At 47.1% G+C, this 26,263-nt stretch carries 25 protein-coding genes and 2 riboswitches; of the genes, 15 read left to right on the top strand and 10 right to left on the bottom strand.

The annotated features are described in order from the left end of the window. Positions 1-167 precede the first annotated feature (167 nt). Positions 168-1,520: a molecular chaperone gene (yegD, locus tag L4D19_RS22230; RefSeq protein WP_428454292.1), complete on the top strand. Its 1,353-nt coding sequence runs from the start codon at positions 168-170 to the stop codon at positions 1,518-1,520. An 81-nt stretch (positions 1,521-1,601) separates the two neighbouring features. On the opposite strand, the gene L4D19_RS22225 is transcribed toward yegD, so the two are convergent. After that, positions 1,602-1,901, bottom strand: a complete 300-nt coding sequence (locus L4D19_RS22225; protein WP_428454291.1) for a high-potential iron-sulfur protein — start codon at positions 1,899-1,901, stop codon at positions 1,602-1,604. 391 nt (positions 1,902-2,292) lie between these two features. Here L4D19_RS22225 and L4D19_RS22220 point away from each other — a divergent pair, with 391 nt between their 5' ends. From L4D19_RS22220 to L4D19_RS22210, 3 genes are all read left to right on the top strand, one after another. Next, on the top strand, positions 2,293-2,949 hold the full coding sequence (locus L4D19_RS22220; protein ID WP_428454290.1) for an HAD hydrolase-like protein: 657 nt from the start codon (positions 2,293-2,295) through the stop codon (positions 2,947-2,949). A 232-nt stretch (positions 2,950-3,181) separates the two neighbouring features. Continuing rightward, positions 3,182-3,787: a hypothetical protein gene (locus L4D19_RS22215; protein WP_428454289.1), complete on the top strand. Its 606-nt coding sequence runs from the start codon at positions 3,182-3,184 to the stop codon at positions 3,785-3,787. A 57-nt stretch (positions 3,788-3,844) separates the two neighbouring features. After that, a complete protein-coding gene (locus L4D19_RS22210) occupies positions 3,845-4,333 on the top strand; it encodes an ester cyclase (RefSeq protein ID WP_428454288.1) in 489 nt (162 codons plus the stop codon). A gap of 72 nt (positions 4,334-4,405) precedes the next feature. Here the strand turns inward: L4D19_RS22210 and L4D19_RS22205 are convergent, their stop codons facing one another. Further along, complete coding sequence (locus L4D19_RS22205) at positions 4,406-5,782, bottom strand: alanine/glycine:cation symporter family protein (RefSeq protein ID WP_428454287.1); 1,377 nt, start codon at positions 5,780-5,782, stop codon at positions 4,406-4,408. 97 nt (positions 5,783-5,879) lie between these two features. Beyond that, positions 5,880-5,992: riboswitch (glycine riboswitch) on the bottom strand. A 32-nt stretch (positions 5,993-6,024) separates the two neighbouring features. Continuing rightward, positions 6,025-6,150: riboswitch (glycine riboswitch) on the bottom strand. 560 nt (positions 6,151-6,710) lie between these two features. On the opposite strand from L4D19_RS22205, the gene L4D19_RS22200 reads away from it, so the two are divergent. Both L4D19_RS22200 and L4D19_RS22195 read left to right on the top strand, forming a co-directional pair. Beyond that, positions 6,711-7,418 (top strand): AraC family transcriptional regulator, encoded by a 708-nt coding sequence (locus L4D19_RS22200; protein ID WP_160651333.1) that lies wholly within the window; start codon positions 6,711-6,713, stop codon positions 7,416-7,418. A gap of 241 nt (positions 7,419-7,659) precedes the next feature. Then, positions 7,660-8,799 carry a molecular chaperone DnaJ gene (locus tag L4D19_RS22195; RefSeq protein ID WP_428454286.1) on the top strand — a complete coding sequence of 380 codons (1,140 nt, stop codon included), beginning with the start codon at positions 7,660-7,662 and terminating at the stop codon, positions 8,797-8,799. 106 nt (positions 8,800-8,905) lie between these two features. On the opposite strand, the gene L4D19_RS22190 is transcribed toward L4D19_RS22195, so the two are convergent. Both L4D19_RS22190 and L4D19_RS22185 read right to left on the bottom strand, forming a co-directional pair. Continuing rightward, positions 8,906-11,995, bottom strand: coding sequence for an efflux RND transporter permease subunit (locus L4D19_RS22190; RefSeq protein ID WP_428454285.1), 3,090 nt, complete (start codon positions 11,993-11,995; stop codon positions 8,906-8,908). Between the two features lie 3 nt (positions 11,996-11,998). Then, positions 11,999-13,132 (bottom strand): efflux RND transporter periplasmic adaptor subunit, encoded by a 1,134-nt coding sequence (locus L4D19_RS22185; protein ID WP_428454284.1) that lies wholly within the window; start codon positions 13,130-13,132, stop codon positions 11,999-12,001. Between the two features lie 124 nt (positions 13,133-13,256). Here L4D19_RS22185 and L4D19_RS22180 point away from each other — a divergent pair, with 124 nt between their 5' ends. The 5 genes from L4D19_RS22180 to L4D19_RS22160 all read left to right on the top strand — a co-directional run bounded on the left by L4D19_RS22180 (position 13,257) and on the right by L4D19_RS22160 (position 16,608). Continuing rightward, positions 13,257-13,901 carry a TetR/AcrR family transcriptional regulator gene (locus tag L4D19_RS22180; RefSeq protein ID WP_428454283.1) on the top strand — a complete coding sequence of 215 codons (645 nt, stop codon included), beginning with the start codon at positions 13,257-13,259 and terminating at the stop codon, positions 13,899-13,901. A 127-nt stretch (positions 13,902-14,028) separates the two neighbouring features. Next, positions 14,029-14,835, top strand: a complete 807-nt coding sequence (locus L4D19_RS22175) for a transporter substrate-binding domain-containing protein (RefSeq protein WP_428454282.1) — start codon at positions 14,029-14,031, stop codon at positions 14,833-14,835. A 153-nt stretch (positions 14,836-14,988) separates the two neighbouring features. Continuing rightward, the gene (locus tag L4D19_RS22170; protein WP_428454281.1) at positions 14,989-15,591 is read left to right on the top strand and encodes a beta-phosphoglucomutase family hydrolase; all 603 of its coding nucleotides are present in this window, start codon (positions 14,989-14,991) and stop codon (positions 15,589-15,591) included. 69 nt (positions 15,592-15,660) lie between these two features. After that, positions 15,661-16,146, top strand: coding sequence for a hypothetical protein (locus tag L4D19_RS22165; protein ID WP_428454280.1), 486 nt, complete (start codon positions 15,661-15,663; stop codon positions 16,144-16,146). A gap of 132 nt (positions 16,147-16,278) precedes the next feature. Beyond that, complete coding sequence (locus L4D19_RS22160; RefSeq protein ID WP_160651356.1) at positions 16,279-16,608, top strand: hypothetical protein; 330 nt, start codon at positions 16,279-16,281, stop codon at positions 16,606-16,608. Between the two features lie 18 nt (positions 16,609-16,626). On the opposite strand, the gene L4D19_RS22155 is transcribed toward L4D19_RS22160, so the two are convergent. Together L4D19_RS22155 and L4D19_RS22150 are read right to left on the bottom strand one after the other, a co-directional pair. Then, complete coding sequence (locus L4D19_RS22155; RefSeq protein WP_428454279.1) at positions 16,627-17,223, bottom strand: hypothetical protein; 597 nt, start codon at positions 17,221-17,223, stop codon at positions 16,627-16,629. 17 nt (positions 17,224-17,240) lie between these two features. Next, positions 17,241-18,152, bottom strand: coding sequence for a WYL domain-containing protein (locus L4D19_RS22150; RefSeq protein ID WP_428454278.1), 912 nt, complete (start codon positions 18,150-18,152; stop codon positions 17,241-17,243). A gap of 357 nt (positions 18,153-18,509) precedes the next feature. On the opposite strand from L4D19_RS22150, the gene L4D19_RS22145 reads away from it, so the two are divergent. From L4D19_RS22145 to L4D19_RS22135, 3 genes are all read left to right on the top strand, one after another. Beyond that, positions 18,510-19,013 (top strand): hypothetical protein, encoded by a 504-nt coding sequence (locus tag L4D19_RS22145; protein WP_428454277.1) that lies wholly within the window; start codon positions 18,510-18,512, stop codon positions 19,011-19,013. A gap of 107 nt (positions 19,014-19,120) precedes the next feature. Next, positions 19,121-20,851: a class I SAM-dependent methyltransferase gene (locus tag L4D19_RS22140; protein WP_428454276.1), complete on the top strand. Its 1,731-nt coding sequence runs from the start codon at positions 19,121-19,123 to the stop codon at positions 20,849-20,851. Positions 20,852-20,969: 118 nt separating this feature from the next. After that, on the top strand, positions 20,970-21,800 hold the full coding sequence (locus L4D19_RS22135; RefSeq protein WP_428454275.1) for a substrate-binding periplasmic protein: 831 nt from the start codon (positions 20,970-20,972) through the stop codon (positions 21,798-21,800). A 61-nt stretch (positions 21,801-21,861) separates the two neighbouring features. Here the strand turns inward: L4D19_RS22135 and L4D19_RS22130 are convergent, their stop codons facing one another. Both L4D19_RS22130 and L4D19_RS22125 read right to left on the bottom strand, forming a co-directional pair. Further along, positions 21,862-22,257 (bottom strand): VF530 family protein, encoded by a 396-nt coding sequence (locus L4D19_RS22130; RefSeq protein WP_075762079.1) that lies wholly within the window; start codon positions 22,255-22,257, stop codon positions 21,862-21,864. A 159-nt stretch (positions 22,258-22,416) separates the two neighbouring features. Next, a complete protein-coding gene (locus L4D19_RS22125) occupies positions 22,417-22,608 on the bottom strand; it encodes a hypothetical protein (protein WP_075762078.1) in 192 nt (63 codons plus the stop codon). Positions 22,609-22,969: 361 nt separating this feature from the next. Between L4D19_RS22125 and L4D19_RS22120 the strand changes: the two genes are divergently transcribed. Then, positions 22,970-24,283 (top strand): ferredoxin reductase family protein, encoded by a 1,314-nt coding sequence (locus L4D19_RS22120; protein WP_428454274.1) that lies wholly within the window; start codon positions 22,970-22,972, stop codon positions 24,281-24,283. Between the two features lie 60 nt (positions 24,284-24,343). Here L4D19_RS22120 and L4D19_RS22115 read toward each other — a convergent pair whose 3' ends face one another. Continuing rightward, on the bottom strand, positions 24,344-24,709 hold the full coding sequence (locus tag L4D19_RS22115; protein ID WP_160654571.1) for a hypothetical protein: 366 nt from the start codon (positions 24,707-24,709) through the stop codon (positions 24,344-24,346). A 134-nt stretch (positions 24,710-24,843) separates the two neighbouring features. Beyond that, entirely contained in the window at positions 24,844-26,262 is a 1,419-nt protein-coding gene (locus tag L4D19_RS22110; protein WP_428454273.1) for an MBOAT family O-acyltransferase, read from the bottom strand. Position 26,263: the final 1 nt, after the last annotated feature.

The following is a 26,263-nucleotide window of genomic DNA, read 5'->3' as shown; positions in this document are numbered from 1 at the left end:
CAACCAAACAACCAAACAACCAAACAACCAAACAACCAAACAACCAAACAACCAAACAACCAAACAACCAAACAACCAAACAACCAAATAAGTGAAATGACCGTGGTGATTGTAGATTTCTGATATTTCGGTATGATGAGCGGCTTTTTTCTGTGTGGAGGTACGGCATGTACATAGGTTTTGATTACGGAACAGCAAATTGCTCGGTCGCCATGATGGCGCAAGGAAAACCACAACTGCTATCGCTTGAAAATGGTAACAAGTACATACCTTCCACACTGTGTGCCCCAACCCGGGAGGCGGTAAGCGAATGCCTATATCGCCATATGGGTGTGAAGCCGGGAGATAAGGTTGGCGAGCAAGTGCTTCGTCGGGCTATAGCTCTTAACCGTGATGAAGATATTATTGTCGAGAAGGGCGATCTGCTTTTCGGACAAGCAGCGCTTGATTTATACCTCGATGATCCCGAAGAGGTGTATTACGTAAAATCTCCCAAATCTTTCCTTGGTGCCAATGGTTTGCGCGATGTGCAAATCAGTTTCTTCGAAGATTTAGTTTGCGCCATGATGAGCAACATCAAATCGCAGTCGGAATTGTCACTCGATAAGCCGATAGAGAGCACTGTGATTGGCCGCCCGGTTAACTTTCAGGGCACCGGAGGTGAAAGGGCTAACCAGCAGGCTGAATTGATCCTGAGCCAGGCCGCCAAACGTGCCGGGTTCAAGCATATTGAGTTCCAGTATGAGCCGGTAGCCGCTGGGCTGGAGTATGAAAGTACACTGACGGAAAACAAAACCGTGCTGGTGGTCGATATCGGCGGTGGCACAACAGACTGCTCGATCATCGAGATGGGACCGGATTGGCAAGGAAAGGCCGACCGTCAGGAAAGCCTGCTGGCGCACAGTGGCCTTCGGGTCGGCGGTAATGATCTGGATATCCACCTTGCATTTCGTCAGTTGATGCCGATGCTCGGCCTTGGCAGCAAAACCCGCAACGGGATTGATATGCCAATCAGCCAGTTTTGGAACCCGATAGCAATTAATAACATTGTTGCCCAGACCGAGTTCTACAGTGCGTCTAACCTAACAGTATTGGATCAGCTGCGACGTGATGCTGCTGAGCCGGAGAAGCTGCTTCACTTGCTACGTGTTTATCACGAAACACTGGGCTATCAGTTGGTCAGAAAGGCGGAAGAGTGCAAGATTGCTCTATCGGATGCAGCATCCTGCCATGTTGAGCTTGATGGGTTGTCGGAATTGCTTGATGTTTCTGTCACGCAGCAAGATATGGCCGCAGCCATTGAGTCGCCAAGAGTTAAAATGAGCCAGCTGGTGACTGAAGCAATACAACAAAGTGGTAAAAAGCCCGATGTCATCTATATGACGGGAGGGACGGCCCGTTCGCCGATCCTCAGAGCCTGTATCGAGCAACAATTGCCTGATGTCCCTGTGGTCAGCGGAAGCTACTTTGGCTCAGTGACTGCAGGCCTGGCAAGATGGGCAGAGCGCTGTTTTGCCTAGGAATTGTCGCTAGTAATAAGCCCGCTAATGTCGGGCTTATTACGCTCCAAGGCTCTAAACACGACTCATCAAAGGTGCTGATCAGCCTGCCCAGGCTGAACACCAACCGCTTGAGGAGACTAGCTTGCCAGGGAAGAGTTGACACGGACGCCATTCATCACCCACCTCACCTTGAAGCAATACGCAGTTCGAACAATTTCTATCTTCGTACGGTGACTTATGGATGTACTTGAGCGCTGATGCTTGTGCATCGTTTTCATCCAGGTGGGGCAGATCAGAAGCCTGAGCAGGCCTGATTAGGTTTTTCCCTCCTAGGGTAACTCCGATGACACCCGCGAGGGTGAATTTTAAGAACCTTCTTCGATTCGATTGATCATTCATTGTGACTTCCTTCTTGTGCTTTCGACATTGCTTCTCGTTTTTATTATGAGGCGACGGGCACCTGTATTTTGATACTTAGTAAAGCTGGCTAGATAAGTTTGGAAGGCAAATAGCCGGGCGTCATTTTCCTTTTTGCGAAAGTGCTTAATTAGTTAGCAATAAGAGCGAATATGGAGGACTCGATCACCTGACTGGCATGCAATGGATTACATTTATTAACAAGTTATTAATAAAACTTGTGTCGCCCTGTAAAGAATAAGTGTTTGACTTGCAAAGGTATGAGTCTGAGCAAAAAAACACAAAATGTAGCAATCCCACTATTGCAACATTTCCTTTACAAGCGCATGCTATGTCCGCCTTACCAAAGACGAAAAGAACAAAGGTAGAGAAAATGAACTTATTCCTTATTGATATTGATGGCGCACTGGTTGATTCAGAAAGTGTTGATATGAAGTGTTACACCCAGGCCGTGCAGGATGTGTTGGGAATTCATATTGAGGAAGATTGGAGCCACTACCGGAATGTGACTGATTCAGGTGTACTGGATGAGATCATAACCAAGCATAAGATCACTGACAGTCGTTCACTGATCCACCGACAAGTTGAAGCGAGATATCTACAATTGATACAGGACTACCTGGCCAAGAACCCGTCAGAAGTCAGCCAAATTCAGGGAGCCAAAGATTTCATCGATCAGATGCGAGAAAGAAAAGACACTCATGTGGCGATTGCCACCGGTGGGTGGGAATCTGCAGCCAAGCTAAAGCTGCGTGCTGCGGGCATTGATATTGCCAACATGACGTTTGCTTCTTCTTCCGATGCAATGAGTAGGACTGAGATCATGGCGCTGGCTGCTTTCAGGGCCAAGCAAGATTCAGGTGTGACGTTCCAGCGCCGGGTCTTGTTTGGGCACGGGTCATGGAACAAGCATGCCTCACAAGAACTGGGGTATGATTTTGTTGAGGTTGGTGATAAAGGTCAGCATCATCATCACATTCCGAACCTTGTCCACTATCAGGCGGCATTTTCCCAACTGGCCTTACAGTAATTATTAACTATAACCTCGAATAGTAATTCCTTTCATTGTTGGATCCCCTTTGGCGATATAGCGTGGGGATCCTCCTTCCCACCAGCGACGTGATGGCCCTTCAAAGTTTGACAGATAAAATGGGCGACAGTGCTGGATTTATATATGTTGGATTCAAAGTACAGCTTTTCGTCTGACTAGTTCACGAGAGGCTTGGCCTGTCATATCTATTTGGCACTATTTAGGAATCATCATGTTAGCAACTAGATTTCGGATGCTGCCCGTAATTGCTCTGGGGCTATTGTTTCCATATGTCCAGGCATCAGCAGCACAAGAAGACGTGCCTTACTGCCACAGTTATGCTGGGCTGAATTTTCCGGATTTTATGGCTTTGTGGGATTATGCCAACCCGGAGAGGACAGAGAATACGTTCAAAGCACTACTTAACCTTGCTGCAAACAGCCAGGATAAAACTTATATGAGCGAGCTGCTCAGTCAGATAGCGAGAACATATGTCATGCGTGGCAAGCATGAAGAGGCTGAGTTTTATCTCGGACAGTCCTACTTGTACCTTTCTGATTCTGAACCAAGGGCAGAAGCGAATTACCTGCGCGAGAAAGCGCGTTTATTGGTAGACAAAGGAAGGCAGCAAGAAGCGGTCAAACATTTAACCTCTTCATGGCAGATAGCAAGAGATAACCGTTATGATCTTCTCGCAATTGAAACAGCTTTGGAATTGCATGATTTATTGCCTGACGGAGGTCAGAACTGGCACTTGCGAGCAAAGCAACTGGCAGAGAAAACCAGCGACGTAACAGCCCGGCAATGGATTAGTGAGAATCAGTCCCGGCTGCGTTAATGCTGAAACATTGCCATGGTATTTTTGCCTACAGTGTGGAAGGCAAAAGTGTCAGACATGAGCAAAGTGTCATTTTTTTGTCTAGTCTTGCTTATGGAAGCGCAAGAAAAAGCAGTTGGAGTGATATCGCGCATGATGAATGATAACGAATGGGTTGTTCGCTGGTTTACTGAAGTTTGGAGTCGGGCGGATGGCGCTTTGCTTGCAGAATATGCTACTGATCCTTTTCACTTTCATTTGCCCGGCGGCAGGGTGCTTACCCTTAGCCATGTCGATTACCTGAACTTTATATCCATCTGGTGCCAGCGGTTTAAGAACGTCAATTTTATCATTAAAGATGTGATAAACGACGGAACGAAGACCGTAGCTCTGTACCATTGCAGTGCGACTTATAACGGTGGCTGGGCGAGGATTCCGGCCAGAAAGCAGCATGTAGAGATGACAGGCATGGTGTTTTTCAAGCGGGAGGAGGGGATGATCACCGATTGCTGGCTTGAAGACAGTAGCTTTGATTTGTACCAGCAGTTAACGCGATATCTCGATTAGGCAAGCGATTAGCAAAAAGAAAGGCGATATCTACCGATATCGCCTTTTTTAAGGAATTCGCTTCGAGCAATATTAGGCTGTTTGGACGTTTTGGGCCTGAGAAAGCTTAAGTTGTTCGAAGAACTGCTTTGTCTCGCTAACAATCACTTCTCTTAGCAGGATCAGGCCAATCAGGTTTGGAACAGCCATCAGACCATTCACGATGTCAGCGATTAACCAGATCATATCCAGCTTGATGAAAGCACCGCCTGCAACAAGAACAAGGAAGAACAGCTTGTAAGGAAGAATCGCTTTTACACCAAATAGGTAAGTCACACAGCGCTCACCATAGTAGTTCCAGCCAAGGATAGTGGTAAAGGCAAAGAACATCAGGCCGACAGACACCATCAACGGGCCCCAGTAGGCAGAATCCAGGCCGCTTGCAAATGCGAAAGTTGTCATCTCGGCACCGGCGTAATCACTTTGCCACGCACCGGTCACAACCAGAGTCAGACCTGTCATGGTACAAATGATAATGGTGTCGAAGAAGGTACCAGTCATCGATGTCAGGCCTTGCTTCACACATGAATCAGTCTTGGCCGCCGCTGCTGCCATAGGTGCACTACCTAGGCCAGATTCATTCGAGAAAACACCGCGGGCAATACCGGATTGGATGGCAAGCATAATGCCGGCACCGACAAAACCACCTGCGGCGGCATGGCCGGTAAAGGCAGAGGTAATGACCAGTTCGACTGCGGCCGGTAGTGCGTCAGCCTGAGAGGTCAGCACTGTGATACAAGCCACAATGTAGAACGCGGCCATAACAGGTACGACTTTACTGGCAACACTTGCAATCGACTTGATCCCGCCAAGGGTAACAGTCGCGACAAGAACCGTAAGGATAATGACAGTGATCTCTCGTGGCATTTCAAACGACAGGTAGGCAGCATCTACGATTGCATTGGCCTGCGGAAAAGTACCGATACCAAAACAGGCTACACCTAGCGCAAAGATTGCAAAGAGTTTGGCCAGCCATTTACTTCCGACGCCTTTTTCCAGGTAGTACATTGGACCACCAATCATCTGGCCGTTAGAGTCCGTATCACGGTATTTGACTGCCAGCAGACACTCGGCATACTTGGTTGCCATACCAAACAGCGCCGCAAGCCACATCCAGAAAAGCGCGCCCGGGCCACCCAACTTGATCGCTGTTGCAACACCGACAATGTTACCGGTACCGATAGTGGCAGACAGCGCTGTACACAAGGCAGCAAAGCTGGAAACATCCCCGCTGCCATTGCGATTTTTCTTGTTTGAGAAAACATAGCTAAGCGCGAGAGGCAGGTGGCGAATCTGGATAAAACCAAGGCGGATAGTCAGGTATAGACCGGTACCAACCAATAGGATAAGTAGAGGCGGACCCCAGACGAAGTTATCAATAGTTTGTAGTAAATTGTGTAGCGGATTCATTATTCTTCTCCCCTTAAACATCAAAGGAAGAGATAAAAAACAACAGAAAGGTGGTGTTACAGAAAAGCTGTTTTCAGTTTTTTTCTGAGCTGTTGATCTTATCTCCTCTGTCCTTTTGCCTGAGAGTTTCACTAACCACTCCTGCAAGGCAGAGGGTGGAAGCTTGCTCCTTCGGCGTCCGATTTAACGGATCTCTCCAGAGGCTCCTCCAACAACAGTCCATACCATAATATCAACTCTAGGAATTAACATTGCGGTGCCTGAAAGATTTACAACTTAATAACAGAAAGATTCTGGTTAGTTAAACTGCTTACTTCTTCGGCGGGCGGATACAATAACGTATCTTGCCACTCTCCTGCTGTCTTCATCGGAACTCATTTTCGGGCGACATACTAAATGATAAAAATGTGATTGTCTGCAAAAAAATCGCACAAAACGATAAAATTTTCATAGCAATGTAGCTAAATCATTTTTGGGGTGTATGAGGCTGCATATGAATACACTATTTAACGCTCAATTTGTGCCCGGCTCGGAGGTGAAAATGTTGCAGTGTTATTTTTTTATGCTCACCTATACTATTTTGTAGGCAGCTGGTGACGGAGAAAATATAGAATAAATTGAAATTAAAAATTGATTTTAATTGCCAAAAGAAATATTAGAAAAGTGTTTCCTGCCTATTTTATCTGCTAACCCATTGATGTGACAAAGCTAGCATAGAATCTGATCGTTGTTGCTTAAATTTGAAACAAAAGCAGCCTGCTGGAATTATTTAGGTTTCTGAACGTTAATTATTCATAGCAAGTCAAATTTTTGACGTTGCAGTCATAACAATTCTTATAAAGGTTCGGCTATTCATCAACAAGGAGTGTTTCACCGCAGCATACAGAGTTTTTGTATGTACTTATGACACTAGTAGTAAGGTGAATTTGTGATTTGGGTTAGTTGCAGTCATTACGACAAAATGGCAGATGCCAGAGAAAATCTTAAGCTATCACATAACGTCGTTGATGTTTCGCCTTTTGAGTTACTTTCGACAATGACCGGACAGGAATTGATTTTTCTTGAGGTCGTAGATTCCACATCGGAAGGTTTTGAGTTATTGCGATCTATCAAGAACCGTTTTCCGCTAGCAAAGGTTGTAATTGTTTATCACAGCCTGGACGCCAATCTGGCACTGAATGTACTTCGGGCCGGTGGCGAAGATGTGATTGAAGCCAGTGCAACAAGACAGGAGCTCGACGAGTGCTTCAGTCGTTTGCATACTCATCAGGTGGAAGCGGATGCTGATACGGGGTTCGAGCACCGGGAGCTGTCGATACGGCCCGCGCTCAAGATCATTGATGAGAATATTAGTGCACCGCTGCGAGAAGAAGATCTGGCGAATGCCTGCCATTATTCGCCCACGTACTTTTCACGCCTGTTCCATAGCATAATGGGTGTCACGCTAAAGCAATACATCATCAAAAAGCGGTTAGATTTGGCCTGTGGGTTGCTGAGCTCGGACCGGGAAAAAATCTCTCAGGTTGCCAACTCGGCTGGCTTTAAGGATGTCTCCTATTTTTCTCGTGTTTTTAAGAAGCATATGGGGTGCTCACCGGGAGAGTTCAGAATGAGAAAGCACAACTTGAATACCTAAAGAGGCTCAATGAGGGAAGCATCGTTGTGTTTTCCTTTAAATTTGTGTGCTGGAGGTATCAAGTTAGCAGAAATCTGCCGATAACAGACTACATACGGTTTTCATGCCTGTATATTATCAGCTCGCATGAGAATAATATTCGACTATATTGATTGCATATGGACTTAGGCAAGCTACACATTTTACAGGACATGCGCAGTATCGCGTAGACAATCAGTAGTTAACGGCATCTGCAGATAGAATGACATCTTTTCACGATATATTAGGTACAGACAGCAAGACTCCAAGTGCTGACGTAAAGCGACGTTACAAGTTACTTTCTAGCCGCCTCCATCCCGATAAAGGCGGCTCAAAAGCAATTATGCAATTGCTTGTTCAAGCTTACGAAAAAATAGGTCAGGGTAAGGGGCACGAGGAAGCGGTCCGAACGATCTATACCAAGAATGGGACGTCGGAAGCAGACAAGCAGAAATTCCAGCAACTTGAACGAGACTGTCAGGCTCTTAAACGAATAAATGAAGAGCTTGACCGTCAGCTTAAGCTCGAGCAGCAGAAGAGCCAATTGCTGTCCAAGGAAAGCGAGCGCTATATGAGCGCTTCGGAGGACGAGCTGAAATGGCTGCGACGGGAAAACAAACGCCTGAACAGTCAGCTTGAAGAAGCTCGCCGGAAACTCAGTGATACAAACCGGACGGTAACAACCGTGCCGCCGAGAATGAAGGCCGAGTCATCGCCATCTCCCCTGAGCGAAATATCTCCCAAGGTGATTAGCCAAATCAAGGCGTTAGGCCACTTTAATTTCCGCCGCTTCGGGTTAATGTTGATGATGCCTCTGGTTATTGCTGGCCTGCTGTTTACGTTGGGCAAAGAGCCTTTGCTGGCGATGATGGCACTGTTTGAAGAGCCTCAGCCGGAGCCGGAAGTGAAGGTGACGATTATCAATAGTAACCCAGCCGRTGATCTTCAGTTACAGGATCAACTTGCGGTGACGACGACTAGCGCTGCTCCAGCAAAGCCTGTACCTGTCCCACGTATCCAGTTGGAAAGAGCGGTTGGGGTATGGCAGCTACGTTATTTTGAAGAGAATAACCGTCCTTACATCGCTGTTCGAAGTGAAAAGGGATCCTATATCGTCAGAGGCTGTGATGCTAAATTCCAGTATTACCGCAATTCGAATTTGCGTTCAGGCAGAATGGCAGCAAACCTGATTTTTGACAGGAAGGAGCGCCACTTCCTCGTCTACAACATCCCATACGGTAATGGTTCCTTCGCCGGGAACTGGGCGGAAAGCAAAAGCTTGCTGATAAACGGTGAGTACTTTCCGAATGAAGGGTTTTCCTCGGTATACCAAGAGCTCGAGATGCTGTGTATGCGATATTAAAGTATCGCGGAAACAAAAAAGCACTTGAAGTGCCTTTTTTATTGTTTTCCGATGATGAGGCGTCCGGTGTGGATGCTTTCGTGTATCGGTTTATTGCTGTGAGCTATTAGGCTTCTACAAGCTTTCCGTCACTCAGTGGTTTCTTGAGGACTGCAAGCCGGTAGGCAGCGGGTACGAAGTAGAACGAGACGATGGTCGTTAGTAGCGTACCGCCCGCAATGGCGACCGCAAACGGTGGCCAGAATCCACCACCTGCCAGAATCAACGGCATAAAGCCACCGATTGTGGTAATGGTGGTTGAGGTGATGTGGCGGGTACAGCTCATTACCGCGACTAGAATGGCATCTGTATCACCGTGCAAGGCTTTCGGGCTGGCTTTGAGCTCGGCAAGAATCACAATTGCGGCATTGATTGCCAACCCGACAAGGCCGAGCAGGCCGATGATCACGGTAAAGCCAAACGGATAGCCAAATATCCATACCGACAGTATGCCCAGCCCCGCCGCTAAAATGCCGACGGAGAAAATGATCAGGCTAAGTCGGAACGAGTTAAACGAAATCACAACCACCATCACCAATAAGGTCATGACCATAGTGAGGTTTGCCATCAGGTTACCGACGGACTCATTTCGCTCTGCCGACTCACCGCCAAATTCGATGGTGTAGCCCGACGGAAGTGTCTGGGCGTAGGCTTCCAGATTTTCCTGGAAGTGATCGAGCGCAGTTTGAGGCAACACCCCAGCTCGGATATACCCTTCGATCACATTCACCCGTTGGCCGTTACGACGCGGGATCGCTCCGCGAGTCGGCGTCAGCTCCAGATCTGCCAAGGCGAATACCGGAAGTCCTGTCAGGCCTTCGCTGGAACGAACTGGCAGGCGCAGGCTGCTCAGATGGGCCATATTTTCGCGGTTTTCATCCTTTACCCGAACACGAACAGGAATGGACTCTGTCGCTTCAATCACATTGCCGCTGACCCGACCGGTAAGCGAAGCTTGTAGCAAGTCTGCCAGCTCGCTCAGAGATAGGCCGCTTAGTTGGCTGGCTTCTTCGTTCACATTGATCCAGACCTTAGGAGTGCCGGGTTGCAAGGTCTCACGGGTATGGGTGACATCTGGCGTTTCGGCCATGATCAGGCGGGTATCTTCACCAATCGACTTTAACCGATCCAGATTCGGGCCATACAAACGTACTTCTAGTGGTGCATTGAAAGGAGGCCCTTGCTCAAGCTTCCTGACTAAGATCTGGGCTTGAGGCATGGCCTGATCAAGCTTGGTTTGTAGTTCCGGGATCAAGCTGTTGGCGGCCTTGAAATCGGTGACCTTGACCATTGCCTGAGCAAAGTAGGGGGCACCTTGCTGGCCGCTAACAAGGTTGTAATAGAATGATGGGAAATTACCGCCTGCTAACCAGCTGACTTGCTCGACAGTGTCGTATTCCGCCATGATCTCGTCAACTTGCCTGGTGGCATCGAGTGTCGCATAAATGCTGGCCTGAGGAGGTAAGAAGACCTGAACCTCGAACATATCCCGATCCGAAGGCGGGAAGAACTGCTCGGTGAGCTGCGAAGCACTCCAGAAACCGGTAAATGGCAATATACAAACAAGCAACGCGGTAATCGCCGGATGCTTAATGGCAAACTTCACCGATTTTTCGAATTGGGCACTGATTGCCGGGAGCGAAATACCTGTGTGATACCAACGCTGTGCGCTTTTTTGTGCGGGTAGCCAGCGGGAGGCGAACCCTGCCACGATGGTGTGGGATATCAGGTACGAGCCGATCAACGAGAAGCAGACGGTGATGGCGATGGCACCAACAAATTCACCTGCCGGGCCGGGCATCAGGAAGATTGGTGCAAATGCCAGTACAGTGGTCAGCGTCGAGCCCAACAGTGGGATCCAGAGGTGATTTACCGCTTTCACGGCTGCAGTGAGCTTGGCAACCCCTTGCTGGCGATAGTGCTGAATAGTGTCGACCATGACGATAGCATTATCGACCATGATCCCTAGTGCCACAATCAGCCCAGTAACTGACATTTGGTTAATCGGCAACCCGGTAAATTTCATCATTGTCAGGGTAACCAGACTGGTAAGCGGCAGAGAAAGTGCAACAATGATGGCCGAGCGTATTCCCAGCGTCAGCAGCAGAACCACCAGAATAATGGAGAACCCGAGCAACAGGCTTTCATTGAGTTCCGACAGCCGAGTCTCGGTATAGCTCTGCTGTTCAAAAACAAGGTCAACGCTGACATTGGAAGGAACTTCTTGCTGATAGCTATCAAGCAGCTTTTTGACCCGCTGTGTCCATTGATCAACACGAAGTGTCGGTTGCATTCTGGCCGCAACAAGAATGGCAGGTTTTCCGTTAATGACGGCTAACTCAGCAGGTGGTGAAGCGTGTGTGCGTTCGACCTCGGCGATATCTTCCAACCGGATCATATAGCCACTTTCGTCAATGGCTACCGGTACCCGACGTACTCTGTCGAGTGAATCCAGTGAATCAGACACTTCCAGTGTAAAGCGATTGGCACCGTTGACTAATTCACCCGCGGAGTTCTTTGCATCTGCATTGTTGATTGCATTGGACAGGGAAATTGCCGAGCGGCCCAGGGCACTGGTGACACTGGGATCCATGGTAACCAGGATCTCTTCGTCCGGTAGCCCGTACAGATCGACGAACTCGGTGCCATTCAATACCCGCAGGCGGTTACCCAGCTCGATGGCATAGCGACGCAGAGTCAGCAAATCGGGCTCGGTCGGTCCTTGCCATCTCAGGGCAGTGATCACCGTAAAGGCATAGCCATGGTCATCATCCAGCTCTGGTACAGATGCGCCTTGTGGCAGTAACGGCTGTGCATCGGCCAGTTTGTCCCTTGCCCGTGACCAAACGGGCTCGGAGTTGTTCACTTCATCTTTCAGCTCAACCCTGACAACGGAGATCCCCGGTCGCGAAACAGAAGCGAGCAGCTTCACTTCATCAAGCTGGCGCAGGCTAGTTTCAATCTTTTCCGTCACCAGCGCTTCGACTCGCTCGGCTGTTGCTCCCGGGAAATGGGTGATCACACTGGCAAAACGGTTATGGATCACCGGATCTTCAGCGCGGGGTAGGGTATTGATGGCGGAAAGGCCACTGACAATGAGCAGTGCCACCGCCAATACCAATAGCCGCGTGTTGCTGATAATGTGATTTATCTTCATGGGTTACGCCTCTTCATCCGTATCACTCAGAGGCAAAGGCAACTTCTTTACCGGCATCACAGCCTGTCCCGGTACCAAGCGGTGAAGTCCGTCGGAAACCAGACGCTCGCCATTACTGATCGCTCCGGTAACGAAAGCGTGATCGTTATTGGCATAGAGTACCTGAACTGAGCGACGTTCGATGCGCAGTTCCTGATTGTTTTCGTTTAGGGCAAACACATTCCAAACCCCACGAATGCCATCCGTCATTGCAGACAGTGGGATCCAGTATCCCGGCTTTTCGCGAATATCATCAAACTGCAGGTAGGCCAGCTCACCGTCAATAACGTCAGCATTTTGCGGCAGGCCAAACCGTAGCTTCACGGTACGGGAGCCGGTGTCTACCCGTGCTCCTGGGTTGAGCAAGGTGACTTCGTAGGAGCGGTTGCCGATCCGTAATGTCCAGTCCGCCTCTCCACTCATCTTGGCCAGTTGTTTGGCCGGAATGCCTATGTGCGCTTCTTTATTGGTACTGGCAAGCAATGTCAGTGTTGGAGCGCCGGTATTGACTACGTCGCCTTTCGAAACAAACCGGGCACTGATAGTGCCGTCATACGGGGCAAACACAGTCGATTTTTGCTGCTGGAGCTGATTGGCCGCCGAAGAGGCTGCGAGCTGGCGGAAATTTGCCCGTAGGGCGTTTCTCTGACTGTTTAGGTTGTCGATTTCAGATTCGGCACTAAAGCCTTTCTTTTTAAGGGCTTTTTGCCGTTTCAGGTTGGCCTCAATCAATTCTAGCTGGGCAGTAATTTGCGCCTGTTGGGCACTTAGCTCGTCAGCCTGGGTTTGAAGGAGCTGTTTGTCGAGGATGATAAGCGGATCGCCGGCAGTTACCTTGTCACCGACATCAACAAGGATCTGCGCAATTTTGCCACCAAGTTCGAGTCCGAGGTTAGCCTGCTGACCAGCCTGAACGGTGCCGACATACTCCCGCTCAACTAGATAATGGTCTGAAGGTGATAGGGTAACTGTATTGACCCTTGGTAGTTGCTGGGTTTCATGTGATTGACTTGTTTCTGTATTTGATGTGTTACAGCCGCTCAGTAATGCTGAGGCAACCAGTAGGCTAAAGGCTGTGAACTTTAATTTCCGTCGCATGGTAATTCATCCTGACAGGGGTTATGCTAAAACTAGACTGTCTAGTCCATATAGGTTAAAAGTAATTCAAATGAACTAGACTGTCCAGTTTGATTGTGTCAAAAGTATCAACAATGATGTAAGGATGTTAATTGTGAGTGGGCCAGTATTGAATCCGAGAAGTGCAAAGAAGAGAGAGCAGATCTTAGAAGCGGCCGGTGAGTTGTTTGCCGAGCAGGGGTATGCCATCAGTATGGATGCTATTGCAGTCAGAGCAAAGGTTTCCAAGCAAACGGTGTACGCCCACTTTAAAACCAAGGACGATTTGTTTGATACCTGTATTCGGGCTAAGTGTACGGCTAATCAGTTGGACGGTAGTTTGATTGATGACTCAAGCACGATGCGTGAAGTGCTTTGTGAGTTTGCCTGGCGGTTCCAGAACATGCTGATGAGTGATGAGGCGCAGCATACTTACAAGACGTCAGTCAGCCAGGCCGATACACACCCTGAACTTGCCCAGGTGTATCTCAATGCTGGGCCAAAAACGACAACGGATATGGTGGCCGAGTATTTGGGGCACAATGTAGAAAAAGGGGTCATTGCCATTGATATCAATTTGCGTGATGCTGCCTTGCAGCTGCTATTGATGCTTCATGGCAAAGCTGTGTACTGGAAATACCTCGGTCAGGATAGCGGTGAGTCGGATGAAGAGCGCCGTGTGTATCTGGAACGGTGCGTGGATCTCTTTCTTAAAGGGTATAATTGCCAGGAAATGGCTTCTTCGTCATAACCCCGCAAGGGACGACACGGAACGACAACTTTTGGGGTATCACTTCTTTGCGAAATGCCTGATCAAATTACTGCTATCTTTAAACGTATGCGCTTGTGTATTCAGGTAGATTGGGGGAGAGGTATCTATGAGAGCGTTGTACGCCCTGAAGAAAGTTGTCGTCGTTGTTTTTGCTTTGGTGTCGGTGTTTTCAGCTCCCTCTAATGCTGCTCCTAGTCGTTTGCAGGAAATAATTGATCGTGGCGTGCTGCGAGTCGGGACTACGGGTGACTGGAATCCGATGACCATCCGTGATCCTGCGACCAATTTTTATAAAGGCTTTGATATCGACATTACCACCGAACTGGCGAAGGATTTGGGGGTGACAGTGGAGTATGTCGCGACCGACTGGAAAACCTTGGTCAGCGGTGTCGTTACCGACAAATATGATATGACAGGCAGCGCGGCGCTGAACATGAAGCGGGCGCGAGTCGCCGGTTATAGCCAGCCGTATTTTAATCTCGCTTTCGTTCCCGTTATTCAAAAGCAAAATTTTAAACGATTTCGTAAATGGAGTGACTTCAATTCGAGCTCTGTGACGATCATTTCGACCAGAGGAACGGTTCAAGAGGCGCTGGTACAAGAACTATTTCCCAAAGCGCGCCATAGTATCATTCAAGCTCCCCTCCGTGACTATCAGCAGTTACTGGCCAATAAAGCGACCGTCATTGTGACATCGAATATCGAAGCCGCCACAATCACAAATCGATTTCCTCAGCTAACTGTTGCCAAAGTCAACGGCATGCGCCGCCCGACACCTGTGGCTATGTTGTTGCCCAAAGAAGACCAGATCTGGATAAATTACATCAATCATTGGATCGAGCTGAAGAAAACGCAGGGATTTTTTGATCGGATAGCCAGAAAGTGGGGGCTGGTTAGGTTGGATGTTCGTTAAGTCCCAGAATTCATTTCCACCTAAACGTTTGCCTGTGGGAAAGGTAGCAACTTGATGCAGCAATAGGTTGAACATATGAAATAAAAGTGACATGGTGGGTTGATAGGTTTTAGGAGAAAACAGGAATAGAAACTCACGATTTAAAGGAGCAATATGGACTTAACACCCTATAAAGGACTTATTTTTGACATGGATGGCACCCTGATAGATTCAATGCCGGCTCATGTCGAGGCGTGGAAAAAAACATGCGAACTCTTTGAGATCCCGTTCGACGAGGAGTGGTTTTACAGCCTGGGTGGTATGCCGACGATAAAAACGGCGCAGGCAATTAACCATCGCTATCAACAGAACTTTGATACCAAGCGTTTGGCGAATACCAAAAGCGAGTTTTTTGAAACGCTGGATTTTAAGGGAGAAGTGATATCTTCCACCTACCAGTTGCTGCTCGATAACAAATCATCGAAGAAGATTGCCGTTGGCACCGGATGCCGTCAGATGAACGCGTTACCACTGCTTGGCGAAACAAACATCCTGCCGTTGCTGGATGCGCTGGTCACAGCTGATGACGTAGAAAAGCATAAACCCAACCCAGATACCTTCTTACAGGCTGCACAGCGCATCGGTGTTGAGCCCTGTGATTGTTTGGTATTTGAAGATACCGAACTAGGTAAAACCGCGGCATTGGCAGCCGGAATGGATTGTGTGCTGGTGATCGATGGTGAAATCTCGAGCCTGACGAAGGCGGGTACTCGTTAAAGAATCAGATTACACCTTGGCAAAGAAAGGGTATTCTTCCATATACTGAATGAATACCCTGACAGCACGATGAAGAAAGCAACCGCAGAACAGCAACAAGTACACGACGAAAGAAAATCATCCGATCACCGCACAGCTTCTAAAGATCAATACCCAATATCAGAGACCCGTTTTTGGATTCAACGCCTGAGTAAAACAGGGGTGAGGGCTTTGCATATCTTGGGAATCGCAGGCTCAGCCGGTGGTATTCTGTATGGCGTCGAGCGCGAGTTATGGCTGAACTGGTGGGTTTTAGCAATGGTGACTGGCGTTATTCTAATGACGCTGGAAATCAGCCGATCCAAATTGTGGTTAATTCAGCTAAAAGGTGTGCTGACGTTGGTGAAGCTGATGTTGCTTGCTTCCTTCTTTATTATTCCGCAGCACAAACCCATGTTGTTTATTACTGTCTTGTTAATGTCAGTGTTTATCGCACATGGACCGGCAGGTTTACGCCACTATTCGATTTGGCATCGACGCCGTATTGATGAAAAGCAAGGCAAGAAAAAACGCTGAATGGAAAATCTTCGAAGCATATCGACAATGTAAGCACCATCGTACCCTGAAGTTTATTGCACTGGCTGCTATAATTCAGCATAATATTGCTATTACACTGATTATAAAACTTTATTTGTCAAGGATTTGGCTTTGAAACCATTACTGAGCATTATTCTACTACCATTGCTTCTTGCTGGCTGTTCACAAACAGTGGACGAGCGCGCCGATGAGTATGTTGATTTGAGCTTCACATTGTGTGGCGCCAAGGTAAAAACCTACTCTCAGGGAGATGATGGCAAAATCAGGGTTATCTGTGAAAATGACAGTTACTTCCTAGTAAAAGACAAAGAAACACTTGCCTATATGAACGAGCTAAACGGCGCATATTGTTACGGCAAAGGCTTCTCTGTTTTCAACGAGCGTAGTAACTACTACACATTTACCTGCAAGGACGAGAAAAGCTTTAACATTCCTAAGTAACTTCAATATTAGGATGTATTAAGCGTCAACCTTTGTTAAGCAGAAGGCGTCGGCAGGGCCCTCTACTGGTGCAATCATTGCTACCAGGGTTGCATTGGGTGTAAGCGATTCTTGAACCCGCTGAACCGTTGCTTCAAAATGATTTATATTGCCCTGATTGTTGGTGTAAACAAACAGGGCGTTATTGACCGTACTTTTTAGTTTCGATTCTGCTTCAATAGTCATTAAAGACAGCTCCCTGCCTCCTGTTTCCAATGCCCACTGAATATCAATAACACTAACGCCAATGAGTTGTTGTTGGGTAAGCCCCTGAACAATAGCTAAGATAAATTGCTTCACCTTATTTTTATCCTTTGATGCGAAAGTCAGAAAGTTAGCCGATGCGCCGTGATTGGTTCTGTCTTCAATCGTCAGGCGATAGGCATCGCTAGGATCGTTATCAGACAGCTCTTTCTCGAGGGTAAAAATTAAGTCAAACTGGCCCTGTTTATCTGGAGCCTTCTCAAGGCGATGAATAACCTCTGGATCGCATTGCTTCAAGTTGATAAAGCTTGGCCAGTGTGGACCAACAAAAGCAAATGCGTATTTATCGTCATCAATAATTGGCTCGAACATGTTTCTTTCCTCTCTTACTAAGCCTCATAACCTGGAGCTAGCATAGCGCTGTTAACCTGGTATAGCGCCTGAGGATTTGCCAGTGCCAGCTGGTAACCCACACACTTGTGCAACTTGCCGTCTTTGCTGCAGTCGACTTCCCATTTACGCAGAAGGTATCCAGCAAGAGCCGCACGTGCTTCGATGATTCTTTTGCCATCCTTCATTTCGTAATCAAGCTCAATGGCTTCAGGGTTATCCTGCTGAGGGTGGGGGATCAGTTCAAGCTCGATAAACTTCTGCCACTGGCGATCTTCACTCGCTTGCTCATGGTTGGCTGGCGATTCGTCAATAATGCGTGCTGATACAACCCTGTTGCAAACGACATCCATAAACCGTGCGTTCTTGCGATCATAAGAGCGGACATGCCAACGGTTGCCAGAATCGACCAGGCTATGTGGCACAATTTCACGTCGCCCCTTTCCGCTGGACGTCGAGATGTATTCCACTTCAACCGCTTTGTTGCGGTAAATGCCCTCACACAGCACCGCCATAATTGCCGTTTTCGGAATAGTCAGTGATTCAGGTGATTCGCAACTGATCGGAAACTCCTGGAAACCTGAAAAGCCATCGCCGTAGCCTAGCGATACGGTAGCAAGGGTTTTCTTGAGATCCAGATTAAACAGCGGAGTGAATGCTGGCTGCTTGTAATACTTCTTTGAGCGCATGTCCAACTTCAGGTTGTCGGGCGCTATTTCTTTATACAATGCAAAGTCGCGTGTTGTAGCAGCATGCCCGACAGCAAAGCGATCAATCAGATCCTTACGGGTGAGCTCACCCAGGAAATAGAGTGCGAAGTCAATGAAGGCAAGCCGTTCGCGTTGTGCCGAACCAATGGCATCCAGTTTCTTGGTGATATCCATAATGTGATCGTGTTGATGTAAAGGCATGGTTATTTATCCAGTATTCCACATGAGGACTAATATATACCGAAAATAAGTAGATGCAAGACCTGAAATCAGCATTGACTATTTTTAATTACGTTTGTTCGTTGTTTAGTCGATTTTGAACTGGACCGCAGCGTAAATATGCACAGAGTGTCGTTAGGTATCAAATAGCAATCGATGCCGTCGAAGTAATTGAAATAAAGGCTAAATCAATAGTGAAAAGTTGTCATGATTATGGAGAATAGGCGAGTGAATGAAAAATATTGCAGTGTGAGTGATTAGCTGTTTGGTGTGTAGACTGTGATGTCTATGTCATTAGAACAGCAAGCACGGCAAATTAGGTAGTGGTAGAAAGTGATATTGACAACAAAACAGCTTACGCAAGCGTATGGTGTAATGCTTCAGGGCTTGGTAAGTCTCGATGACAACCTGAGGCAAGGTGTATTGGTATATATCGAGAGCTTGATGCTTGAGCAAGGAATAAAGCGAGAAAAGTATCTGTCACTTGATGACCTCAATAGCCATTATCCTTATGTTTGTATGGGCTCTTATATGCCTATTGATTTTTTCAATGTCGATTCCCCATGCTCAATGGCGGCCTGCAATGATCAAAATTTTAAGCCGATTAGCCTGAAGCTCTGCACCGTTATCCAGAATGATCATAAACCGGTTCATCGCTGGCAAACGGTTGGTACATTCCGGTGTGATGATATCGTTGGTGCAATTGATACGTTACTTGAGACACTCAGCAACAACGGTTTCTTTAAACGGTGTGTAACCTGTAATACGATACGACCAGCAGGATACCTGGATCATGATCAGGTTTGTAATTGCTGTAGTGATGAGTTGCTGGGCGTGGCGTAGTCACCGCCAACAGCTGATTATGCTGAAATAACTTTCTATCTTATTGATGCAATTAATATTTATTGCAGATAAAATGAGAGTAATTGCATAGCATAAGTGTCATTGTTGTGAACCCAAATATTCAGTTCTACCACCAAAACGCTTCAAGTCTTGCTGACAGCTATCAGCAACTTTCCTTTGAGGATGTTCATTCCAGTTGGAAACCCTTTTGGCCAATTACTGGTGATAGCCAGCAGCCTGCGCGGATCTTAGATATTGGCGCTGGCAGCGGCAGAGATGCCAAGTGGTTTGCTCAACACGGTGGTGAGGTGTTCGCAGTTGAGCCGGCAGCATCACTTCGTCAATTAGGCCGTGAGTATACTGAAGGGCAGGAAATAACATGGTTTGATGATAGTTTACCTGAGCTGAAGAAGATCGTTGATTTAGGAATGCGCTTTGACCTCATTCTTGTCTCGGCGGTGTGGATGCACATTGCTAGTTCTCAAAGAAAGCGGGCATTTCGCAAGCTGGCCAACCTGCTGTCCCCAAATGGCAAACTGGTGATTTCGCTCCGTCATGGCGATTTTAATGATGGGCGGGTGAATAACGGCGTATCAGTTGAAGAGCTGGAACAACTGGCAAAAGATCATGCTTTGCAGTTGTGCCTGAAAACTGAACTTGATACTGATGCCATGGGGCGGAGCGATATCCAGTGGCAGACAGTAGTACTGAATTTACCGGATGACGGCAGTGGCGATCTGACAAAAGTTCGTCACATCATTGTTAACGACAGTAAGTCGGCAACTTATAAGTTGGCATTGTTGCGTACGTTGCTTCGTATTGCTGATGCTCATCCCGGCGCGGTGTTGGACAGGACTGATGGTAAAGTAGCTTTGCCTCAGGGGCTTGTGGCACTTTATTGGATCCGTCAGTTCAAGCGACTGATCGACATTGAAATCGGTGGTATCTCGGGCATCCAACAAAACAGCAACACAAGTAAAGGATTGGGCTTTGTCAAAGAAGATGGTTGGAACAAGTTAATACACTTGGCGGCTGATGATTTGGCTGTCGGTGCTTTGTTTTCTGGTGATGATGCCAAGGCACTGCAGAAAACATTTAAAGATAGCTTAGCGACGATTAAGCAGGGTCCAGTGACCTTCATCTACCAAGGCTCCAAAGAAAATAAGCTGTTTGAGATGTTGCCGCCATCAAAACGAAGAATGCATCTTTCCTCTTTCTTTATTGATAGTGAGTTTCTGGCGAGCTTTGGCACTTTCATTCTTGACGAAAGCCTGTGGGAGTGTCTGCGTCTGTATGGCAGCTGGATAGAACCGCTGGTGGTGAACCAGTGGGTACTGGAAATGCAGCGCTTTGAAGCCAATAAGTCTCGTAATATCGGTTTGCAGACATATCATGACAGCTTGATTTGGGTTGATAAAGAACATGATACACGGGAGGTACGCAAAAAGGTGGACGCGTTACGTCAGTGCGGCACAGAAATCCATAGTGTCTGGAGTGGTACCAAACTGCGTGACCAGTACCATGTTGATCACTGTCTGCCGTTTGCCTACTGGCCGAACAATGATCGTTGGAACTTGCTGCCGACGACAACAACAGAGAACCTGAACAAGAAAGACAGGTTGCCAAAAAACAAGCGATTGAATGAGTCCAAAGGTCGTATTTTGAAGTGGTGGCAAACTGCTTGGCAGAGCGAGCAGGAACAAATTCGCTTTTTTGATGAAGCGGTTATGTCATTACCAAACCTGCCTCCACAATGTCGAAATTTTGAGGATGTTTTTGAAGCAATGGGTTTACAGGTAAAGGGAGTTAAGAGCCGGTTACTAGTGAGGGAGTGGTAGGATAAACAGGCTAAAGCAGCCAATAAAACCTGATTTAGAAATGCTACTCACCCCTCCCACATCCCGAGCAGGTGTTAAACTACATAATACTTTCAGTTTATCCTGCCGGGAGTCTGTGATGATGGTTACAATACAACGAATATCTGCTTCGTTATTCGTTTCATTCAGAAAAGCTCGTTGTTTTATCAAGCTGTTAGCGATTTCAATCTCGATAGTGTTTGGTCCACAATCACTTGCAGCAAAGCCTCCACTTTCCGTGGCGATTTCAGTTGATATGCCTCCCTATGTTATTAACCAGGCGATAAGCGGCTTGCAGGTCGATATCATTAAGCTGGCACTGGATGACTATGACGTTCGTTTTGTGCAGATGCCTTTTGGTGAGATCCAGACCGCGGTTCAGAGAGGGATTGCGGATGTGGGTGTTGGTGTATTAGAAGATGATAGCGGGGTGTTTTACTCGGATCATTTCATCACTTTCGCCAATGTTGCCGTGAGTAAAAAGGCCAGTAGTAAAAAGATTGAACAGGTGGCTGACTTGAAAGACCATCTGGTGTTGACCTGGCAGAATGCCTACTTGGAGTTAGGCGATGCATTTGAGCAATTGTACTCACCTCAGTCGCCGGAGCGGGAGAACTATATCGAGGTTGCCGATCAGGCAGATCAGGTTCGAATTTTCTGGCAGGGCAATAATCGTATCGCAGTGATTGATAGGAGTATTTTTACCTACTTCACCAAAGCGTTGGGTTATGCCGCGGATGATGCGACGTTTCATTATGTGTTCCCGTCAGTAACGAGCTTTCAGGCCAGCTTTAAAGAAGCCAAGGTACGAGATAGCTTCAACCAGGCACTGGGCAAGCTGTGTCAAAGCGGAGAATACAATAAACTGCTGACTCGTTATGAAGTGAAGCTGAAAAGTACGGTGTGTGAGAACAATCGCTCTAGTGAGTAAGCACGAGGCAAGAAGGTTCGAGCTGGTACTCAAGGCCGAACCTTCAGAATATGCTTTCTTCCTATCGGCGTCGAGGATGCTTGCGTGATGATCTGGCTTTATAGGCAGATGCCGCCTTTGCCTGAGAAAGTAAAATGGACTCAACAGTCAGCTCCATTGGCTCTCTTGGCACAATACCGACAGGGAAAGTACGCTTACGGGGCGGTAGATCGCGCTCCTCTGCGGTTGGCTTAGGCATTCGCTTGAAACGGGATAGATAAAACGCTTCTAATTTTTCACGGGCCCACTCTGTTTTACGAAGAAACTTCAGGCTACCAGCAATGGTCGGGTTGGTATGGAAACAGTTAAAACGCATTGCTGTGTCGAGGATCTCCCAGCCGTAATGATCGACAAGCTCGGTCAGTAATGTTTCTAGTTTAAGGCCGTGTAGCGGGTTGTTTTGCTGTTCTTCTAGCATTGCTGTTCCTGTGACAGATGTATATGGCGGGATCAACGCACATTATACTGTTTACTAATGCTAAATAGATAGTGTTGTTTGTGGCGAGCAAATGATCGAATGCTTGAATGGCCTGGTGATTAGGCCATTCAACGCAATGATGAAAAAAGGCTGGTCATATTATTTATACGTCGCCTCAAGTTGTTGCTGTGCAATTTCAAGTTGAGTCAATAGCATTGAAGCATCGCTGATTCTGTTGTTACTGATTGCTTTGCGAATTCTGCTCTGGTAACTCTTAACCCGGCTAATACACTGTTGACGCGAAAACGCGTCTCGTAGTCCGCTTGCTTGATCCATTAGTACTTGAGCCATAACCACCTCGCTGAATAACGTTGAAAAAATGCATAGTGCTAACTGTTTATGGTGATAGTTAATCACTTTTTGAGGCGTTGAATTTCAGGGAAATGTCAAAACTGACTGTTTTCAATGTAAAGAAATGTATTTTGTAATTGCATACTGATGCATTGCAGAACTAATGATTACTAGTGGTTGCAAGAAAGAACGCCGTTCACCATAGAGTAATATAGCTATGGTTTGAGGGGGATTGTGTAAACTGACGTAAACTAATTTGAAGCTAAGTAAAGCCGCTTATATAGCTGTGAGGAGTGGGTATTATGTATTTCATAGATACTAATAATGATTTATTTCCACTTTTCTACTAGAAGCTGCCGCTATGTTGAAATTTACACTGATACTTGTACTGCTATGGTCTCCGGCCTTGTTGATAGGCTATGAAGAAATGGGAGACTTCTTTTTTTGGCGTCACCAGTTAACTATGCTGTCTGGCATGATAGGGCTCGGTTATATGAGCCTTGCGGTACTGATTGCGGCCAGATTTGATTGGGTTGAACGTCGGTTGAATGGGTTAGATAAAGGTTATGCGCTGCATAAAAAGCTGGGTATAGGTGCGACAGTCGTTTTAGTGTTGCACTGGCTTTGTGTCCAAAGTGCCAAGTGGCTTGTGCAAGCTGGACAGTTAGCAAGGCCAGAAAGAGGACGGCCTGAAATAGAAGGGGTGAACTGGCATCATATTGCCAGTGAGATAGGAGAAATCGCGTTCTATGTCTTCTTGCTCTTTAGTTTTATCAGCCTGGTTCAGGCTATTAGTTATAAACGGTTTAAATTCACCCATAAAATAGGTGGCTTGCTGGTCATCGCAGGCGTTATTCATACCGCTTTGCTGCTTGACTTGAATAGCCAGTCGATACCGATGAATATCGTTATTGCGGGGGTTGCTGTTGTTGGTGTTTGGTGTAGCTATTTATCGTTAACCGGAAAGATTGGCGCGAGTAATAAGTCACCTGGAGAGGTGGTGTCAGTTGAGCGATTTAATAACGATACGGAAAGTCCTAGCGTCATTCGGCTGGCAATTAAATTAGATTCATCCATTGAGTATCAAGAAGGTCAATTTGCTTATTTGAACTTTCATGATGGTGAAGCGCCGCATCCTTTCTCCATTCTCAATTACAATGAGAAAACCCAGCTCATTGAGTTTGGTATTAAAGACTTAGGCGATTATACCCATCAAATGGTCAATCAATTAACTGTGGGCCAAAAGGTGACGGTTGAAGGGGGGTATGGGTGTTTTCAGATACCGGAGAAAGCAATGCAAGTTTGGATTGGAGCCGGTATAGGCATTATTCCGTTTCTTTCCAGACTGTATTGGCTGGCACGAAAAGCTAATCAGGAAAATAGTCAGTATAAGAAAATTCATCTTTTCTATTGTGTCAATTCGAGAAAGGAAGCGTTCTTTGAAAAAGAGATTCTCTTAATTTTAAGAGGCTTAGATTTCATTGAGCTTGAAGTGCTTGATGCTGATAAAGGAGAGTTCCTTAGTGTAGAGGCTATCCTGGACAGAACGAATAGCAATACGTTTGATGTTAGCTTTTGTGGGCCCACGGCATTTGGTGAGAGATTGAGTACGGGGTTAGCTGCCGCAGGGATTGGACCCGAGCACTTTCATTCCGAGATCTTTAAAATGCGCTAACGTGTGTTGTGGGTATATACCCAAACCGTCTTAAGGCGGTTTGGGTTTTCTGGCATTGGCTTACGCAGAAGGCATCAGCAGCTGGCCAAGATAGCGAACAACATGGGCTGCATCTTGAGCAGCGCTGTTTACCTTGGCAATGATAGCTTGCGCACGCTCGTCATCGTCTTTCAGGCTCGCCTTTACTTTCTCGTTCATGGCTTCGGCCATTTCTAGCTTCTGCTTGCAGTCTTGAAATAGTGCTGAAAGGAAGGTTAGTTCTACTTCACCACCCTCGGCAAACACCTTAGCCGCAATGCTATAGACAGTGTGAAACTTCGTCGCCATGTCTTTCTTGTTTTCCTGGCCTTCTTTTGCCCAGTCTGCCGCCCAACCTTTGAAGATAACTGCGATTTGTGGGTTCGGAGCAATGTTTACTTGTTGCATTGGGTGTATGTCCTTGGGGATTGGAAGAAAGGGAATAGTAAATGAGAGAAAGGGGAGTTTAAAGCCATAACATTTACTCACGTGCCCGGCTGGACAAAAAGTAAACGTTTATGGCTTTGGTTGGCAATTGCTGCCTAAAACTGGAAATAGATAAAGGCAGCTTGATCGGAGCCAAGAGCCGCCATCAGGTAAATGAACGCTACGGTGACAGCGGCATAGCCGTACTCCGGGATCCTGACGGCAGATTTCATTAGCTGATCACGCCAGCGAATTGGCGTGAAGTGAAGTAATACTGCTAACAGAAGGGCTACGCCCGCAACAGGAGCTATTGGCATGCCCGTACTTGTGGTACTGACGATTGTCTGAAGATAGTGCCAGCTGGCTTCAAGATCATCGGCTCTGAACAACAGACGGGTCAGGGTGATGATGGTGAAAATTTGAAGGATCCGAATAACCAGCGACACACCTCGAAATACAACGGGAGGCAGGCCTTGTTGTTCTCTCATGCGGCTGCGATAGTGTTCGATGCCGACAAGGCTGCCGTGGATCAGCCCATATATGACGAAGTTCCAACCTGCGCCATGCCATATTCCGATGGCGACAAACACAATCAGTAAGTTGAAATAGATATTGCTCCAACGCCAGTTTTTGATGGCTTCGTACAAGTAATCTCGAAAGAACGAGGACATGGTGATGTGCCAGCGTTGCCAGAAATTGGCCACACTGGTTGCCATGTAGGGGCGATTGAAGTTGATGGGTAGTTTGAAGCCCATCATTTTAGCTACCCCGATGGCAATATCGGTATAACCGCTGAGATCCATATAGACCTGAAAACTGTAGGCAAACAGTGCTATGACAAGAAATAGTGAGGAAAAGCCTGATGGATTGCCAAAGGCCGGATCCACGATGTGCAGTGCGAGTATGTCGGCAATCATTATTTTCTTGATAAGCCCACGGATAATCAGGGTTAACCCTTCCATCATATCCTGGCCACACAGCTTTTGGCTCGATTCAAGCTGGGGCATAAAGTAGGAGGCCCGGACGATAGGGCCTGAGAGCAGCTGCGGGAAGAACGCCATAAACAGTGCGAAATCTTTGAGGGAACTGGGCTTTGCTAATCGCTGCTGATAGAGATCAAGTGGATAGGTAATAGCCTGGAACGTCATAAATGAGATGCCAATCGGCAAGATAACGTCGACAAACGGGCTTCGACCGGACATCCCGAAGAGCTGAAGAAAGTCGTACAGGGATTCGATGAAAAAGTTGCTGTACTTGAAGTAGAACAGAATCAGTAGGCTACTGCTAATGGCACCCGCCAGCGCGGCTTTCTTAATCATTTTTTGCTGGTGGTGCATAATGATATGTCCAGCTAGGTAGTTGATCCCGGTTAGGAGCAATAGCAGAGCTGAAAAACGCCAGTCAAACGTCATGTAGAAGTAATAGCTGATGATGAGAAGAAAGCTCTTTTTGTACTCGTTCTGTCGCTGCAGTGCCGCGCAGCCGATCAGTGCAAAGAGCGCAAAAATGAAATAGGACAGGGAGGTAATTGCCATA

It is taken from the genome of Photobacterium kasasachensis (genome assembly GCF_050336885.1).
GTDB lineage: Bacteria > Pseudomonadota > Gammaproteobacteria > Enterobacterales > Vibrionaceae > Photobacterium > Photobacterium kasasachensis.
This window is presented reverse-complemented; position numbering and strand designations above follow the sequence as displayed.